This window comes from Bradyrhizobium sp. NBAIM01, from assembly GCF_020194115.1.
GTDB lineage: Bacteria > Pseudomonadota > Alphaproteobacteria > Rhizobiales > Xanthobacteraceae > Bradyrhizobium > Bradyrhizobium yuanmingense.
The window spans coordinates 271,051-285,858 of record NZ_JADYVU010000001.1 but is presented as its reverse complement, the minus strand read 5'-3'; the positions used below and the strand labels follow the sequence as shown (position 1 = coordinate 285,858).

At 64.6% G+C, this 14,808-nt stretch carries 14 protein-coding genes and 1 pseudogene; 5 read left to right on the top strand and 10 right to left on the bottom strand.

Annotated elements, in window-relative coordinates:
- Positions 1-60 precede the first annotated feature (60 nt).
- From I6F31_RS01230 to I6F31_RS01200, 7 genes and pseudogenes are all read right to left on the bottom strand, one after another.
- Complete coding sequence (locus I6F31_RS01230; RefSeq protein ID WP_036004511.1) at positions 61-1,116, bottom strand: ABC transporter substrate-binding protein; 1,056 nt, start codon at positions 1,114-1,116, stop codon at positions 61-63.
- A gap of 4 nt (positions 1,117-1,120) precedes the next feature.
- The gene (locus I6F31_RS01225) at positions 1,121-1,453 is read right to left on the bottom strand and encodes a hypothetical protein (RefSeq protein ID WP_225146128.1); all 333 of its coding nucleotides are present in this window, start codon (positions 1,451-1,453) and stop codon (positions 1,121-1,123) included.
- On the bottom strand, positions 1,450-2,208 hold the full coding sequence (locus tag I6F31_RS01220) for an ABC transporter ATP-binding protein (RefSeq protein ID WP_225123698.1): 759 nt from the start codon (positions 2,206-2,208) through the stop codon (positions 1,450-1,452). Before I6F31_RS01220 ends, I6F31_RS01225 begins: the two co-directional genes overlap by 4 nt.
- On the bottom strand, positions 2,205-3,011 hold the full coding sequence (locus I6F31_RS01215) for an ABC transporter permease (protein WP_036004520.1): 807 nt from the start codon (positions 3,009-3,011) through the stop codon (positions 2,205-2,207). Before I6F31_RS01215 ends, I6F31_RS01220 begins: the two co-directional genes overlap by 4 nt.
- On the bottom strand, positions 3,008-3,829 hold the full coding sequence (locus tag I6F31_RS01210; protein ID WP_225184552.1) for an ABC transporter permease: 822 nt from the start codon (positions 3,827-3,829) through the stop codon (positions 3,008-3,010). The genes I6F31_RS01215 and I6F31_RS01210 overlap by 4 nt, the downstream gene beginning before the upstream one ends.
- Positions 3,830-3,982: 153 nt before the next feature.
- Positions 3,983-4,804 carry a FadR/GntR family transcriptional regulator gene (locus I6F31_RS01205; protein WP_036004523.1) on the bottom strand — a complete coding sequence of 274 codons (822 nt, stop codon included), beginning with the start codon at positions 4,802-4,804 and terminating at the stop codon, positions 3,983-3,985.
- 228 nt (positions 4,805-5,032) lie between these two features.
- Positions 5,033-5,222: pseudogene (locus I6F31_RS01200) on the bottom strand (sensor histidine kinase); the annotation flags it as partial.
- Positions 5,223-5,549: 327 nt separating this feature from the next.
- Here I6F31_RS01200 and I6F31_RS01195 point away from each other — a divergent pair.
- From I6F31_RS01195 to I6F31_RS01185, 3 genes are all read left to right on the top strand, one after another.
- Positions 5,550-6,548: a TRAP transporter substrate-binding protein gene (locus tag I6F31_RS01195; protein WP_225127425.1), complete on the top strand. Its 999-nt coding sequence runs from the start codon at positions 5,550-5,552 to the stop codon at positions 6,546-6,548.
- Between the two features lie 82 nt (positions 6,549-6,630).
- Entirely contained in the window at positions 6,631-7,146 is a 516-nt protein-coding gene (locus I6F31_RS01190; RefSeq protein WP_225184551.1) for a TRAP transporter small permease, read from the top strand.
- Positions 7,143-8,462 carry a TRAP transporter large permease gene (locus I6F31_RS01185; protein WP_036004535.1) on the top strand — a complete coding sequence of 440 codons (1,320 nt, stop codon included), beginning with the start codon at positions 7,143-7,145 and terminating at the stop codon, positions 8,460-8,462. Before I6F31_RS01190 ends, I6F31_RS01185 begins: the two co-directional genes overlap by 4 nt.
- A 274-nt stretch (positions 8,463-8,736) precedes the next feature.
- On the opposite strand, the gene I6F31_RS01180 is transcribed toward I6F31_RS01185, so the two are convergent.
- Positions 8,737-10,011 carry a serine hydrolase domain-containing protein gene (locus tag I6F31_RS01180; protein ID WP_225184550.1) on the bottom strand — a complete coding sequence of 425 codons (1,275 nt, stop codon included), beginning with the start codon at positions 10,009-10,011 and terminating at the stop codon, positions 8,737-8,739.
- Between the two features lie 160 nt (positions 10,012-10,171).
- On the opposite strand from I6F31_RS01180, the gene I6F31_RS01175 reads away from it, so the two are divergent.
- Complete coding sequence (locus I6F31_RS01175; RefSeq protein WP_225127421.1) at positions 10,172-11,089, top strand: dioxygenase; 918 nt, start codon at positions 10,172-10,174, stop codon at positions 11,087-11,089.
- Positions 11,090-11,105: 16 nt separating this feature from the next.
- On the opposite strand, the gene I6F31_RS01170 is transcribed toward I6F31_RS01175, so the two are convergent.
- Entirely contained in the window at positions 11,106-11,996 is an 891-nt protein-coding gene (locus I6F31_RS01170; protein ID WP_036025875.1) for a LysR family transcriptional regulator, read from the bottom strand.
- A gap of 102 nt (positions 11,997-12,098) precedes the next feature.
- Here I6F31_RS01170 and I6F31_RS01165 point away from each other — a divergent pair, with 102 nt between their 5' ends.
- The gene (locus I6F31_RS01165) at positions 12,099-12,968 is read left to right on the top strand and encodes an NmrA/HSCARG family protein (protein ID WP_225184549.1); all 870 of its coding nucleotides are present in this window, start codon (positions 12,099-12,101) and stop codon (positions 12,966-12,968) included.
- 75 nt (positions 12,969-13,043) lie between these two features.
- Here I6F31_RS01165 and I6F31_RS01160 read toward each other — a convergent pair whose 3' ends face one another.
- A complete protein-coding gene (locus tag I6F31_RS01160) occupies positions 13,044-14,780 on the bottom strand; it encodes a bifunctional protein-serine/threonine kinase/phosphatase (protein WP_225127416.1) in 1,737 nt (578 codons plus the stop codon).
- Between the last annotated feature and the right edge of the window lie 28 nt (positions 14,781-14,808).

Sequence of the window (14,808 nt, the reverse complement as noted above, 5' to 3'; positions counted from 1 at the left end):
TGCAGACGATGGGCCGGACCGGCGCGCATGGCGCGCTGGTCTGGACGTTTGCAACAATGCTCAGGGCTTGAACACGTAGCCCGGCGTGATCGCCGCCGTCTCCGGGATCGGCGGCAGGTCGGCGAACAGCTGAGGACGGTCTTTCATGACCTTGAGAATGTGCTTCGGCTCGATATGCGCATTGACATCGAAGGTCGATTTGAGGATGCCGAGCCGGGTGAGCCGGTCCTGGGCGCTCCACAGCGCGCGGTAATTGTTCGCCGACAGCCGGCGGTCCGCCTGCTGGATGTTGAACTGCATCGCGGCCTCCGCGACCTCCTGCTTCAGGCCTGGAATCCAGCGCGTCGCGACTTGTGCCGCCAGCTTCGGGTTCTTGCGCATCCATTGGTCGGCCTCGGAGACGGCGGCGAGGAATTTCTCGATCGTCTCGCCGTTGGCCTGCACCCATGGGCGCAGCGCGACGTTGAAGCCGATATAGGAGATCACGTCGCCGCCCCGAATGATCTCGACGGCGCCCGGCACGTCCTTGCCCGCGACGATCGGCCAGGGGTCCCAGCCCGAGAACGCGTCGATGCCCTTGGCGAGCAGGGCGACGGTCATGTCCGGGGGCGGGGTGTTGACCAATGTTACGTCGTCGGGTTTCAGTCCGGCCTTCTCCAGCGTCGCCAGGATGTAGAGATGGTTGATCGTGCCGAACGACGCCGCGATCTTCTTGCCCTTCAACGTCGACAGGTCGCCCTTGACGATGCCCGAGCCTTCGCGCGCGATGATCGCCATCGTGGCATCGGAGCCGGCCTTGGTGGCGTTGCCGCTGTAATTGCCCAGCGCGACGAGGTCCATGCCGCGCAGCACCGCGCCGATCATGGGTACGCCGACCTGCACGATCTCGCTCTCGCCGGCCTGCAACGCGTTCAGCGCGTCGACACCGGTGGCGTAGGGGCGTGCGATCGTGACGTCGAGCCCGTACTTCTCGAAGAAGCCGCGCTCGAGCGCGATGGGCAGGCCAATCTGGTCGATGCCAGTGACCATGCCGGCCTTGAGTTTTGTCAGGGTTTGGGCGCTTGCCGGCACCATGCCGGCGAGAAGCGCCAATCCAAGCAGCAAGAGTCGTTTCATAGTCTCAGCCTCCCTCTTTTATCGGCCCCACCGCCGTCACCCAATAGGGCCGGGCCACGGCATTGAGGTCCGTTCTTTTGACACCGCGCAGCTCGATCGAATGCTCGTCCGTGCCCGAGACGCGTCCGTATTGCTGGAAGGCGAGCACGTGGAAACGCTCCGGCGTGAACGGCAGCTCGATCTGCACGTTCACCTTTTCCGACGTGCCCGTGAGCTGCGGCGAGATCTTTCCGGGCGCTGCGATGGTCAGCCAGAGCTGAAACAGCGCCCATGCGGCCACCGCGCCGAGAACGACACGGCTCTTGGGCGAGCGAAGAACGTCGGCGGCGATGCTCATGCTGCGCGCACCATCTGCAGCACGCGCGCCGAAAGCTGCTTGAACTGGTCGTCCCGGACGAGATCGTCCCAGATGCGGGGACGCGGAAGGTCGACCGCGACCTGGTCGAGCACGCGTCCCTTCGACAGCACGACGACGCGGTTGGCGAGAAATACCGCTTCCGCCACGTCATGGGTGATGAAGATCACCGTCGGCTTGCGCTCCTGCCAGATGCGGGTCAGTTCCTCCTGGAGCGTCATGCGCGTCTGCGCGTCGACGCTGGCGAACGGCTCGTCCATCAAGAGGACGTCGGGGTTGTTGGCGAGTGCGCGCACCACGCCGACGCGCTGCTGCATGCCCCCGGAGAGCTCGTTGGGATAGCGGTGCGCCGCATGCGAGAGCCCGGCAAGCGCGAGATATTCATGCGCGATGCGGTCGCGCTCGGCCTTCGGCACGCCGCGCATCTTCGGCCCGAAGCCGACATTGTCGAGCACGGTCTTCCAGGGAAACAGCGCGAACGACTGGAACACGACGCCGCGCTCGGGGCCGGGCCCGTGCACCGGCTTGCCGTCGAGCAGGATGTCCCCCTTCGAATAGGGAATGAAGCCGGCGATCATGTTCAGGATCGTCGTCTTGCCGCAGCCGGAGGGGCCGACCACCGAGATGAACTCGCCGGGCTCGACGTCGAGTGAGACGTCGTGGACGGCGGTGACATGCGCGCCTGCATAAGGGTCGAAATAGGTCTTGCCGAGATTGCGCAGCGAGAGCGTCTTCATGATGTCACCAATCCCCAACGCTGGCCGGTCGCACGCTCGAGCGGGGCGAGAATCCAGGCGTCCACGATGTACCAGAGCAGTCCGAGAATGATCATGCCGAGGATGATCTCGACGGTCGACCCGGCGCGGCGCGCATCGAACATCATGAAGCCGATGCCCGACGTGCCGACGATCATCTCGACCGCGATCAGCGCGCGCCAGCCGTAGCCGAGTCCGTTGCGCAGGCCGGTGATGATGTTGGGCAGGGCGCCGGGCAGCGTCACCTCCCAGAGCACGCGCGCCCGCGAAGCCCCGAGGCTCAAGGCGGCGCGTGACAGATCGCGCGGTACCGATTCGACGCCGAGCACGGTGTTGAGCACGACGGGGAACAGCACGGTGTAGACGATGACGAAGGTCATCGTCGTCAGACCGAAGCCGAACCAGATCAGAAGGATCGGCAGCCAGGCGATGTCGCCGATGGCCTGGAAGAACAGCAGCACCGGCCAGCAGATGCGATGCGCCCAGCGGCTGGTGCCGATCAGGATGCCCAAGGGTATGCCGAGCGCCATGCCGACCGCGGCGCCGGTCGCGAGCCGGATCAAGCTGTCCTGGAGATAGTCGGGCAGGATGCCCTTGTAGGTCAGCGTGAAGAATGCGCGGATGACGTCGGCCGGGCCGGGGAAGAACGCGCGTGGAAACAGCCCGGCCTCGCTGACCGCGGTCCACAGCGCCAGCACCGGGATGAAGGGAATGATCGCGGCGATGCCCGGCCAGCGCCGGGTCAGGCGGGCATAGCCGGCCCAGATTTGCAGCAGGACGTTCATGCGCGCCTCACCATGCCCCAGCGCTCGATGGTCGCGCGTTCCAGCGGGACCAGCAACAGACGGTCGATCAGAAGCCAGAGCACGCCGATCACGATCATGCCGAACACGATCACCTCGGTGCGGTAGAAATCGCGCGCGACGAACAGCATGTAGCCGAGCCCGACATTGGTCGCGATCATCTCCGCGGCGATCAGGCCGCGCCAGGCAAAGCCCAGGCCGGTGCGAATGCCGGTGACGATATTGGGCAGCGCGCCCGGCAGCAGTACTTCGGTCAGCAGCGCCCAGCGGCCGGCGCCGAGCGAGGCGGCAGCGTTGCGCAGCGTGTGCGGGACGGTCCTGACGCCGAGAAGCGTGTTGTAGGCGACGACGAAGAATACGGCGTTGAAGATCACGAAGACGATCGCGCCGAAACCGTAGCCGAACCACAACGTCGCGATCGGGATCCAGGCAATGCCGGCGAGCACCGAGAAGAACCGGAACAGCGGCGTGAGAAAGGCCGCGACCGTCGGGCTGACGCCCATGGCGATACCGAGCGGCACCGCGGTGGCGATGCCGATCAGTGTCCCCAGGCCGACGCGCAAGAGGCTGGCGCCGACATGGGCGAACAACGTGCCGTCCCGGATCGAGTCAAGCGCGGCGGTGCCGACCGCGCCGACCGAGGGAAACACGCGCGGATTGACGTTGAACAGCGGGATCACGGCGGCCCAGACCGCGACCAGCGCAAGCAGCGGCGCGACGAACATTGCAGCGCCGGCCAGCGAGTTGACGCTGCGCATCAGCCGCGACGATCGGCCTTTCAGACTGCCCGTCAGCTGCATTCGACCTCCCTGACGCTCAGCTATGCCTGTACCGGCATTTCCCACTGATCATTGCTGGTATCGTAGCCGCGTCTCGCGCAATCGCATATCTGTATCGGTTGCGACCCTCCTCGCGATCCGCGCGGAGCGGGGATCCGGGCCGAGCCCCTCATGTCACGGTGCATGGCGCTTTCTCTTGCGGTTGAGGCTCGGCTTCCTGACGGCGCGCAGGGTCGATCCGTCCGCTTTGCGAGCCGCCGCGGCGATAATGGTCTTTCGGTTCGACAGCTTCGATCGGGTGTAGCCCAGCAGCCGTTCCATCGCGGCGCGCGCCTTCTCCGGGTTGCCGCTCTCGATGGCCCGCGCCGCCGTGACGTGGTTCGGCAGATTGTCCTTGAACCAGCCGCCGGGGCCGCCGACGGCAACGGTGAAGACGGTGCCCAGAATGGTATCGATCGCCCCGCGAAAGCCCTGGAGGACCGGATTGTGGGTCGCGTCCAGGATGGCGAGATGGAAAGCCTTGTCGGCAGCGAGGGCGCTGGCCTGGTCCTTTGCAGTCTGCATCGCCGCCAGGGCCGTGTCGATCCGCCAGCGGTCGTTCCTTGTTGCACGCTCGGCCGCAAGCGCTGCGGCAGCGGGCTCGATGATCGAGCGCACCTCCTGGATTGCGAGCAGAAGGTCCCGATCCGGCTCATCCTGACCGACCAGCCAGCTCAGCACGTCGCGGTCGAGCAGGCTCCATTCGTGGCGCGGCAGCACGTGCGTGCCGTGGCGGGGCCGCACGCTGACCAGACCTTTGGCGGCGAGCGTCTTGATGGCTTCGCGCACCACGCCGCGCCCGACTCCGAAGCGGGCTTCGAGCTCAGGCTCCGGCGGCAGGGCTGTCCCGACCGGAATGAGATCCTGCGCGATCTCCCGGCCGAGCGTCGTCAGCACGGCGCGAATGCGGCCGGGCTTGATCGGCTTGTCGACGGGGCTCGGGCGCGCTCTTGCCACTCGTACGTTTCTCCCGTCCGGCCTGTCGCGGCTGGTTCGTTTGTATTTGGCTGCCACGCCCCGGCAGCTGCAATCATCGGATGTTTAACATCGGATGAATGGATGAGGGCAAGCGCAATTGTCGCAGCACACCCCGTGTTGCGTTGCGATATGCGCGTGACCGCGGATCAAAGCGTCTCCTCCAGCGTGCAGGTCACAGTGCAGACGACGCCGCGCGGCAGGGGCAAGCCCCGTGATCCGCTGCACCTCGGCATCCAGCACCATGCGCATGCTACGCACCGTTTCCAGCAAACGGCGCGCAGCCTCGCTGCGATCCTGACGGTAGTTGTAATAGACAAGGCCACCGCGAAAACGATCAGCGGCAGCGTCGTTCCGGCGACAAGGAGGCGAGCCGAACGGGCAGGGTAAGCTTTGGCAAACGCAGGCGTCCCGGTTCCAGCGCGGCAGCACCGGACAATGATTTTGAAGAGACCATAGGCGCAGGAATTGTGCTGCGCCACGAATTTTCGCCGTCCGTCCAGCGCTCCTGATCGCCGGAGACCTCGCGCATTCGCCGCAAAGCGAAGTGGCGAGTTGCAGTGCAGCAGGCGCTTACGTGCAGTCCTGCGACGAAGGGGTAGCTCCAGCGCACGCGAAATGACTTCCGTCCCGCCGAGGTTTTTCATACGCTTGCCTCTCGCAAGCCGCATAACGGCTGCGCTCACGGCCCGGCGACAGGGCCGGAGCATCAAAGGGAGGGGAGACGATGAAGCGAAGGTCATTTCTCGCTGGGATCGGTGCAACCACTGCGGCAGCTACCATCGGCATGCCGTCGATCCTGAGGGCGCAAGCCCCGATCACGCTGAACGGTGCCGTGCAGTTCAATGACGACCATGCCTTCAATCGGGCCCTGTTGCGGTTCGAGGAGCTGGTGAAGAAGTATTACGGCAAGCCCGTCAACTTCACCCTGCACAGGAACTCCTCGCTCGGCCTCGAGAAGCAGTATTTCGAGTACATGTCGCAAGGCAAGGCAGTCGATTACGGCATCGTCTCGCCGGCTCACATGTCGACCTTCGCCAAGGCCGCCCCGTTCATCGATGCGCCCTTCGTGTTCAAGGGCATCGAGCACATGAACAAGGTGGTCGAAGCCAATATCCTGGCGCCAGTCGCCGACGAGGTCGCGGCCAAGGCGGACGTGGTTCTGATCGGTTATGCCGGCGGCGGCATCCGCAACATCTTCGCCAACAAGCCGCTGAAGAACCTCGCCGATCTCAAAGGCCTCAAGGTGCGCGTGCAGGGCGCGCCGATCTGGTCGAAGACCTTTGCGGCCGTCGGCATGAGCCCCACGGTGATCGCCTATAACGAAGTCTACAACGCGATCCAGAACGGGGTGATATCAGCCGGCGAGAACGAAGCGGCCGGCGTCGAGGCGATGAAGTTCTATGAAGTGGCGCCGCATCTCAACCTGACCCAGCACGCCGTGTCGATCCGGCCGATCTGCTTCTCGGTGAAGACGCTGAAGACCCTGCCGAAGGATCTGCAGGACGCGATCATGAAGGCGGGCAAGGAGGCCGGCGATTACGGCCGTCAGCTCGAGTCGAGCGAGGAGGTCGTCAAGCTCGACACGCTGGAGAAGGCCGGCAAGCTCAAGCGCGTTCCGTTCGAGGAGCGGGACGCCATGAAGAAGCTCGCCGACCCCGTGATGGCCACCTACGCCAAGGAGATCGGCGCGGAGGGCATCTTCGAGAAGATCAACGTCGTCTGAGGCCGCCCCGTCCGCCGACAGCATTCCGGGCAGGCCCCGCTTCCTGCCCGGACGTGGCGGATGAGCGCCGTACGGAGCTCCAATGTCCGAAATGCACGTCCCGTCCACACCGTCGCTGTGGCGTCGCGTCACCGCGGCCTATGCGAAATTGCTGGAATTCCTGCTCGCCGCCTGCGTCGGCATCCTGGTCATCCCCGTCACATTGCAGATCGTCTCGCGCTACACGCCGTTCATTCCCTCCTACATCTGGACCGAAGAGATGGCGCGATTCCTGTTCATCTGGACGATCATGATTGGCGCCATGGTCGGCATTCGCGAGGCTCAGCATTTCGAGGTCGACGTGTGGCCCGATTTGTCGCGGCGGTCGGAGGCCGCGGTGCGGATCATCGCGCGGCTCGGCGTGCTGGCACTGGCCATCGTGTTCGTGTCCGCCGGAATCGAATTCACACGCTTCGCCTGGAACAGAACGTCGGAGCTGGCCGATCTGCCGCTCTGGCTGATCCACGTCGCCTGGCCGGTGGCCGGCGTGACCTGGATTGTGTTTGCGGGCGAACAGATGCTCGATGAACTGCGCGTTCTGGTCGGGGCACAGCAATGAACGGCACCGTACTTTCTGCCGGACAGGCCGCGATGGTGCTGTTCGGGGTCTTCGTCGGCCTGCTGATCGTGCGGGTGCCGGTCGCCTTCGCGCTGGGCCTTGCCTGCGTGCCGATCCTTCTGATCGAGCCGCGCCTCTCGCTGATGACGCTCGCGCAGGAGACTTTCAACGCATACAACTCGTTCATCCTGCTCGCCGTGCCGTTCTTTCTGTTGACGGCGAACCTGATGAGTATCGGCGGCATCACGGATCGCCTGGTGGCGCTGTCGCGCTCGATGGTCGGGCACTGGCCGGGGTCGCTGGCGCAGATCAACGTCGTGCTGTCGGTGTTCTTTGCCGGCATCTCCGGCTCCTCCACTGCGGATGCGGCGAGCCAATCGAAGATCTTCATCGATGCGCAGACCAAGGAGGGCTACGATCTCTCGTTCTCCATTGCCATCACGGCGGCCTCCGCGGTTCTTGCGGTCGTCATTCCGCCCTCGATCCTGATGATCGTGTGGGGCGGTCTGATCTCGACCTCGATCGCGGCGATGTATCTGGCCGGTATCGTGCCCGGGCTGCTGATCGCGGGCGCGCAGATGGCGACGGTGCACGTCTATGCGGTGCGCCGCGGCTACCCGACCTATCCGAAGTCGACCTGGGTCGACATGCGATGCGCCATCTGGCGGTCGATACCGGCGCTGATGACGCCGTTCATCATCGTCGGCGGCATTCTGCTCGGCTGGTTCACCGCGACCGAGTCCGCCTGCGTTGCCGTGCTCTATTCCGTCGTGCTCTCGGCGTTCTTCTACCGCGAGACGGGAATCCGCGAATTGTACAGAGCCTTGCTCGACACTGGGCGCCTCGCCGGCGTGGCGCTGTTCTGCGTCGGCACCGCCAGTGCGTTCGGCTGGCTGCTGGCCTATTACAAGATCCCGCAAGAACTGCTGGCGAACGTTTCGACATGGGGCATGGGTCCCGTCGCGGCCGGCTTCTTCATCGCCTTCTGCTTTCTGGTGGTGGGCTGCTTTCTCGACGCCATCCCCGCGATCATCATCGTCGGCACCGTGCTGGAGCCGCTCGCCAGGTCCGTCGATCTGCATCCGGTCCAGTTCGCGATCATCTCCATCGTCTCGCTGGCCTTCGGATTGGTGACGCCGCCCTACGGCCTCTGTCTGATGATCGCCTGTTCGATCGCGGGCGTGCGGCTGCGCTATGCCCTGAAGGACACGGTCATCATGCTGATCCCGATGCTACTCGTGCTGGCGGCCGTGATCATTTGGCCCAGCGTGTCGCTGTTCCTGCCGCGCCTGATCGTGCCGGAGATGCTCAAGTGACCGCCTGATAGGAGGACCCCGCAGCCGGGCAGGGCTATCGCATCTGAGGGATTTTCCCCGTGGCCATCCTTCGAGACGCCCGCTTTAGGCGGGCTCCTCAGGATGAGGACGGAGTGTGCGGCAGCAGTCGAAACGGGCACTGACGCCGATTAGCCTCATCCTGAGGAGGCGCGTAAGCGCCGTCTCGAAGGACGAGGCGTGCTCGCAGGCCGCCGCAGCGAGTCATATGCGATCGTGCTGCCGCGGCCGGTGGCCGCGGGGTCGTCGCGGTCGGCTACAGATTGCTTTCAGTGATTGCGGCGTAGACCATGCTGCGCAGCTCGCGGCGGATCGGATAGGCGCTCGACGGCAGCACTTGCGTCATGAAGATCGCGATCAGGTCCTCGGCCGGATCGATCCAGAACGAGGTCGTGGCGGCGCCGCCCCAATTGTATTCGCCGGGGCTGCCGGCGATCAATGTCTCGGCCGGGCGCATGGTCACGGCGAAGCCGAGACCGAAGCCGATGCCGTTATAGGTCGCTTCCGAGAACAGCGAGCGCGAGACGTCCGGCAGCGCACGGCCGCCCGGAATGTGGTTGGTGGTCATCAGCGCCAGCGTCTTCGGCCCGATCAGCCTGACGCCGCCGAGCTCGCCGCCATTGAGCAGCGCACGGCAGAAGGTCAGATAGTCGGCAACGGTCGAGCACAGCCCGCCGCCGCCGGAGATGAACGAGGGCGGCGACAGGAACGAGCTCGTTGCCGGGTCGTCCTGGAGCGTCAGCCCCTCGCGGCGCTGGCCCGCATGGAAGGTCATGCCGCCGCCGGGATCGGCGGAATAGCAGGCGGCGAAGCGATGCGCCTTCGAGGCCGGGACGTGGAAGTCGGTGTCGGTCATGCCAAGTGGATCGAGGATGCGCTGTTTCAGGAACTGCTCGAACGGCATGCCGGAGATCTTGCCAATGAGATAGCCGATCACGTCGGTTGCAACGGAGTAATTCCAGGCCTCGCCCGGCGAAAACTCCAGCGGGATCTTGGCCAGGCCCTCGACCATGGTCTGGAGTGTGCCTGACTTCTCGACCTCGCCGATCTTTTCAGTGCGATAGGCGGCATCGACGTTGGAGCGTTGCTGGAAGCCATAGGTGAGCCCAGAGGTGTGGCGCAAGAGGTCGACGATCAGCATCGGCCGGGACGGCGGCCGGGTCAGGAACGCCGGGTAGGTGCCGGCGACGAACACGCCGAGGTCCTTCCACTCCGGAATGTATTTGGCGACGGGCTCGTCGATGGCGACGAGGCCTTCCTCGACCAGCATCATGAAGGCGACGCTGGTGAGCGGCTTGGTCATGGAATAGATGCGATAGATCGTATCGTCCTTCACCGGCACCTTGCGCTCGACATCGGCAAAGCCCTGCACCGAGCTGTGCGCGACCTTGCCGCGGCGGTAGACCAGGAGATGCGTGCCCGGGAAACGCCCGGCATCGATGTACCGGCGCTTGAGATGCGCATCGACGCGGTCGAGCGCGGCCTTGGACATGCCGACGGATTCGGGCGAAGCGGGGGTGGGGGCGAGCATCAGTTCCTCCGGGGCGTTTTGTCGGAAAGTTGATACCGAAATGACGGCCGCATTCCAAGCCGGTTGCGCTTAACGAGGCCGGGCCGGCTGGTGTAGACTCGGGCTCGGAACGCAAGGAGCCCGCCGGGGCCAACGAGAAGAACGCGAGGGCAAACGCACCATGACTCAGTTCACCGAGACCGAACTCACCGAAGCCGTCGTCAGGAGCTTCGACCACACGCCCGACACGCGCGCGAAATTTCTGCTGCAGGAATTGGTGAGGTCGCTGCACGATTACGTGAGCAAGACCGGTCTCACCTTCGCGGAATGGGAATATGCCATCGATTTCCTGACCCGGACCGGGCAGAAATGCACCGACACCCGCCAGGAATTCATCCTCTTGTCCGACGTGCTCGGCGTCTCCATGTTGGTCGACGCCGTCAATCACAGGGATCGCGACGGTGCCACGGAGACCACAGTGCTCGGCCCGTTCTATGTCGGCGAGCACAAGGTGACTGCGCACGGCACCGACATCTCGCCGAACAACCAGACCGGCGAGCGGATGTTCGTGCAGAGCCGCGTCACCGACCTCGAGGGCAAGCCGCTCGCCGGCGTTCCCGTCGACGTCTGGCACGCCGATGACGACGGCTTCTACGATTCCCAGAAGCCGAACTACGATGAGGTCGGCGCCTCGGCGCGGGCGCGCTTCATCACCGATGACGATGGCCGCTTCTTCTTCCGCACCATCCTGCCGTGCAGCTATCCGATCCCGACCGATGGTCCGGTCGGCGAGATGATCGTGCAGACCGGCCGCCACCCGATGCGCCCGGCGCATGTGCACTTCCTGGTCAATGCCAGAGGCTATGAGCCGCTGATCACGCACGTCTTCATGGACGGTGACAAATATCTCGACTCCGACGTGGTGTTCGGCGTGAAGGACGACCTCGTCGCCAAGGTCGAGCCGCGCAACGACCTTGAGATGCCCGACGGCACCACGGCGAACGGGCGGTGGCATTTGATGACTTACGAATTCCACCTCAAGCCGGGCGGCGGCATGGCGCCGAAGCCGCTCGGGATGAAGGCGACCGAGCCGGCGTGAGGATGCGAAATCTCAGTCATCCCCCGATATAGGCTGCCAACTCGTCGGGCGTACCCTTTGGAAAGGCGTCTTTCAGATGATCGAGGAAAGCGGAGACGCGCGCACTGAGCAATCGCCGCGAGGGATAGAGCGTCCATAGGGCGATGTCGGCTCCCTCGACGTCACCCCAGCGAACGAGCGTGCCGGCGGCAAGATCGTGGCTGACGAGCGACAGCGGCAGCCTCGCGGCGCCGATACCGGCTCTCACGGCATCGCGAACCATCATCAGGGATGACAGTCGAAGCACGGGATCGATCGCGATGCGCGATGGGCCGCTTGGCCGTCTGATGTCCCAAACCGCAGCTTTGTCATCGCCGCGCACGATGGCCGGAACAGCGAGGTTTCCTCTCGGGTGCTTCAGAGCGGGGCTGGCGACGACCAGCATTCGGTCGCGCAAGAAGATGCGGCCGACCAGGCTTTCATCCGGATCGGGATTGACCCGGATCACGAGATCAAAGCCTTCCTCGATCATGTCGACGTAGCGGTCATCGGTCGTGACTTCGAGCCGGACTTGCGGATGCCGAAGGGCGAAGCCGGCCGCGAGACGGCCCATCGCGGTTTGCGAGAAGAGCAGGGGTGCGCTGATCCGCAACCTGCCCTTTGGCTTGTCCCCGCCCGAGGCGATCGCGGCCGCGGTCTCGTCGAGCTCGGTGAGGAGTGCGCCCGTCCGCTCATAGAGCGCGCGCCCTTCCTGGGTGAGCTTGAGCGTGCGCCCGCCGCGCTCGAACAGACGCAGATCAAGACTGCTCTCCAGTTCGGACACACGTCGAGACAAGGTCGCTTTCGGACGCCCCGCTGCTCGCGCGGCCTTTCCGAACCCTCCGTGACGGGCGACGAGATTGAAATCGGCGAGCGCAAGCAAATCCATCTGTTCCACCAATGAGACGGTCTGTCCAAATATAACGCCTATCGGCTCGCATGTGGATCATTAGTTTCCGGGTGTCTTCCAATACCCAACCGGAGTGATCCCATGACCATCCTCGTTACCGGCGCCACCGGCACCATCGGCCGCAACGTCGTCGAGCAACTCGTCAAGCGCGGCGCCGATGTGCGCGCACTCGTCCGAAATCCCGAGAAGGCCAACCTTCCGGCAGGTGTTGCCGTCGCCCAGGGCGACTTGCTGGACGTCGATTCCGTGCGCACTGCGTTTTCGGGCGTCTCGACGCTGTTCCTGCTCAACGCCGTGGTGCCGGACGAATTCACTCAGGCGCTGACTGCGCTCAACCTTGCCCGCGAAGCCGGCATCGAGCGGTTCGTCTATCTGTCGGTCATTCACAGCGACCTCTACGTGAATGTGCCGCACTTCGCCGGCAAGTTCGGGGTCGAGCGCATGATCGAGCAGATGGGCTTCAAGGCGACCATCCTGCGGCCCGCCTATTTCATGAACAACGAACTCATGATCAAGGATGCCGTGACCGGATATGGTGTCTACCCGATGCCGATCGGCAGCAAGGGCCTTGCGATGATCGACGCGCGCGACATCGGCGAGATTGCTGCGATCGAACTGATCCGCCGCGAGACATCCGCAGCGCCGCTTCCGCTCGAACGCATCAATCTTGTTGGCCCTGAGACACTCACTGGCGCGAAGGCCGCCGCGATCTGGTCGGAGGTGCTCGGCCGCGCGATCGCCTACGGCGGAGACGACACTGCGGGGTTCGAGAACAACCTCAGGCAGTTCATGCCGCCCTGGATGGCTTTCGACATGCGGGTGATGGGCGAGCGTTTCCTCACCGAGGGAATGATCCCTGAGCCCGGCGACGTCGAGCGTCTGACCGGCATGCTGGGTCGTCCCTTGCGCTCCTATCGCGACTTCGTCGCCGAGATCGCGGCCCCCGTTTGAGGCTTGCCAGAGCAGAAGCGCAGGCGGGCTGGCTGCGCCGCTCGCTATTAATCATGTGGCGAGCGGCAATCTCGATCAGCGCGCATGCAGCAAGGCCAGCAGCACGACGACGGCGCAGGCGAGCGCCGCCGTTGTCAGCTTCCAGAACATCAGCGGGCTGCGCTCCAGGAGCGGTGTGATGCGCGTGTCGAGATAGGCCGGGTTGGGCGTGCGAAGCTCGAAGATGAATTCCGAGAGATCCTCGTGCCGCTTGTAGGGATCGGGATGGAGCGCGCGCCGGAGCGCGCCGTCGACCCAGGCGGGAACGTTGCGGTCATCGTCGGCGGCGCGATATTTAAGCTTTCGCACATCCGCCTTGCGCCGGATTTTGGCGATTTGGGTGCCGTAGGGCAGCTTTCCCGTCAGCATCTGGTAGCAGATCACGGCCAGAGAAAACATGTCGGAGCGCGGCGAGCCGCCTTGCCCCAGGAAATATTCCGGCGCCGTGTACTGGACGGTGCCCAGGATTTCGTCGGCCTCCCCTGGCGGCGCCGCCTCGGCCACGCCGGCGACCCTGACCGATCCGAAGTCGATGATCTTGGCGGTGCCGGTCTTGTCGATCAGGATGTTGTCGGGCCTGAGGTCTTGATGCAGCATCTCCATGCGATGGAAGGCGCGCAGGCCTGCGGCGATCTGCTCGATGAGGCCGCGCACGGTTTCGAGATCGGGCCGCGGATTGTCGGTCATCCACTGCTTCAAGGTCTGCCCCTCGACGAACTCGGTCGCGACGTAGAGATAGCCGCGTCGCCGCGACTGCGACAGCGGCTTGAGCACATGCGGGCTGTCGATCCGGCGTGCGATCCATTCTTCCATCAAGAAGCGCTTGAGATAGGCGGCGTTGTCGCGTAGGTCGACCGACGGCAGCTTGAGCGCGACCGGTTGCTCGGTCTCGGTGTCGACGGCGAGGTAGATATGGCTGCGGCTGCTGCCGTGGATCTCGCGGACGATCCGGTAGCCGTCGAAGATCGCCCGCGGCTCCGGCAGCGTCGGCAGCGGCAATTCCGAGCTCTGATTGAAGATGCCGGCCGGATCGCGCTGCGGCACCGCATCGATCCGCAGGATCTGCACGGTGATGTTGTCGTCGCTGCCGCGCCGATAGGCTTCCTCCACGATCGCCTTCGCCGCCCCGTCCAGCTCGGCTGCGTGCTCGTCGATTGCACTCGTGACGAAACGCGCATCGACGAACTCGTACGCACCGTCGGTTGCCAGCAGGAAGGTGTCGCCGGCCTCGATTTCGATCGCCTGATAGTCGATCTCGAGCTGCGGATTGATGCCGAGCGCGCGGCCGAGATAGGTCTGCTCGGACGAGACGATGATGCGGTGATCGTCGGTCAGTTGCTCCAGCGCCTTGCCGGCGACGCGATAGACGCGGCAATCGCCGACATGGAAGATGTGCGCGGTGGTTGCCTTGATGACCATGGCGCTGAGCGTGCAGACATAGCCCTTGTCGCGGTCATAGGCATATTGGCTCTTGCGCGTCTGCGCATGCAGCCAGGAATTGGTCGCCTCCAGCACGCGGCGGGCGGAGGTCTTCACCGTCCACGACTCCGACGTGCAGTAATAGTCCATCAGGAAGCTCTTGACCGCCGACTCGCTGGCGATCTGGCTTACCGTGCTCGAGGAAATTCCGTCCGCGAGAACGGCCGCGATGCCCTTCAGGCTGAGCAGCGGCTCTTCCGGAATCAGGACGCCGTGAAAGTCCTGGTTGATGGGCTTGCGACCCTTGTCGGAATGCTGGCCGACCGAAATCTGGAGTCCGCGGGGCATCGTCATCACCGGGAGAGGGGAGCCTCACCGTGCT

Excerpts from the sequence above, each read along its gene's own strand:
- I6F31_RS01230 (WP_036004511.1), bottom strand. The coding sequence starts at position 1,116 with ATGAAACGACTCTTGCTGCTTGGATTGGCGCTTCTCGCCGGCATGGTG.
- I6F31_RS01225 (WP_225146128.1), bottom strand. The coding sequence starts at position 1,453 with ATGAGCATCGCCGCCGACGTTCTTCGCTCGCCCAAGAGCCGTGTCGTT.
- I6F31_RS01220 (WP_225123698.1), bottom strand. The coding sequence starts at position 2,208 with ATGAAGACGCTCTCGCTGCGCAATCTCGGCAAGACCTATTTCGACCCT.
- I6F31_RS01215 (WP_036004520.1), bottom strand. The coding sequence starts at position 3,011 with ATGAACGTCCTGCTGCAAATCTGGGCCGGCTATGCCCGCCTGACCCGG.
- I6F31_RS01210 (WP_225184552.1), bottom strand. The coding sequence starts at position 3,829 with ATGCAGCTGACGGGCAGTCTGAAAGGCCGATCGTCGCGGCTGATGCGC.
- I6F31_RS01195 (WP_225127425.1), top strand. The coding sequence starts at position 5,550 with ATGAAGCGAAGGTCATTTCTCGCTGGGATCGGTGCAACCACTGCGGCA.
- I6F31_RS01190 (WP_225184551.1), top strand. The coding sequence starts at position 6,631 with ATGTCCGAAATGCACGTCCCGTCCACACCGTCGCTGTGGCGTCGCGTC.
- I6F31_RS01185 (WP_036004535.1), top strand. The coding sequence starts at position 7,143 with ATGAACGGCACCGTACTTTCTGCCGGACAGGCCGCGATGGTGCTGTTC.
- I6F31_RS01180 (WP_225184550.1), bottom strand. The coding sequence starts at position 10,011 with ATGCTCGCCCCCACCCCCGCTTCGCCCGAATCCGTCGGCATGTCCAAG.
- I6F31_RS01175 (WP_225127421.1), top strand. The coding sequence starts at position 10,172 with ATGACTCAGTTCACCGAGACCGAACTCACCGAAGCCGTCGTCAGGAGC.
- I6F31_RS01170 (WP_036025875.1), bottom strand. The coding sequence starts at position 11,996 with ATGGATTTGCTTGCGCTCGCCGATTTCAATCTCGTCGCCCGTCACGGA.
- I6F31_RS01165 (WP_225184549.1), top strand. The coding sequence starts at position 12,099 with ATGACCATCCTCGTTACCGGCGCCACCGGCACCATCGGCCGCAACGTC.
- I6F31_RS01160 (WP_225127416.1), bottom strand. The coding sequence starts at position 14,780 with ATGACGATGCCCCGCGGACTCCAGATTTCGGTCGGCCAGCATTCCGAC.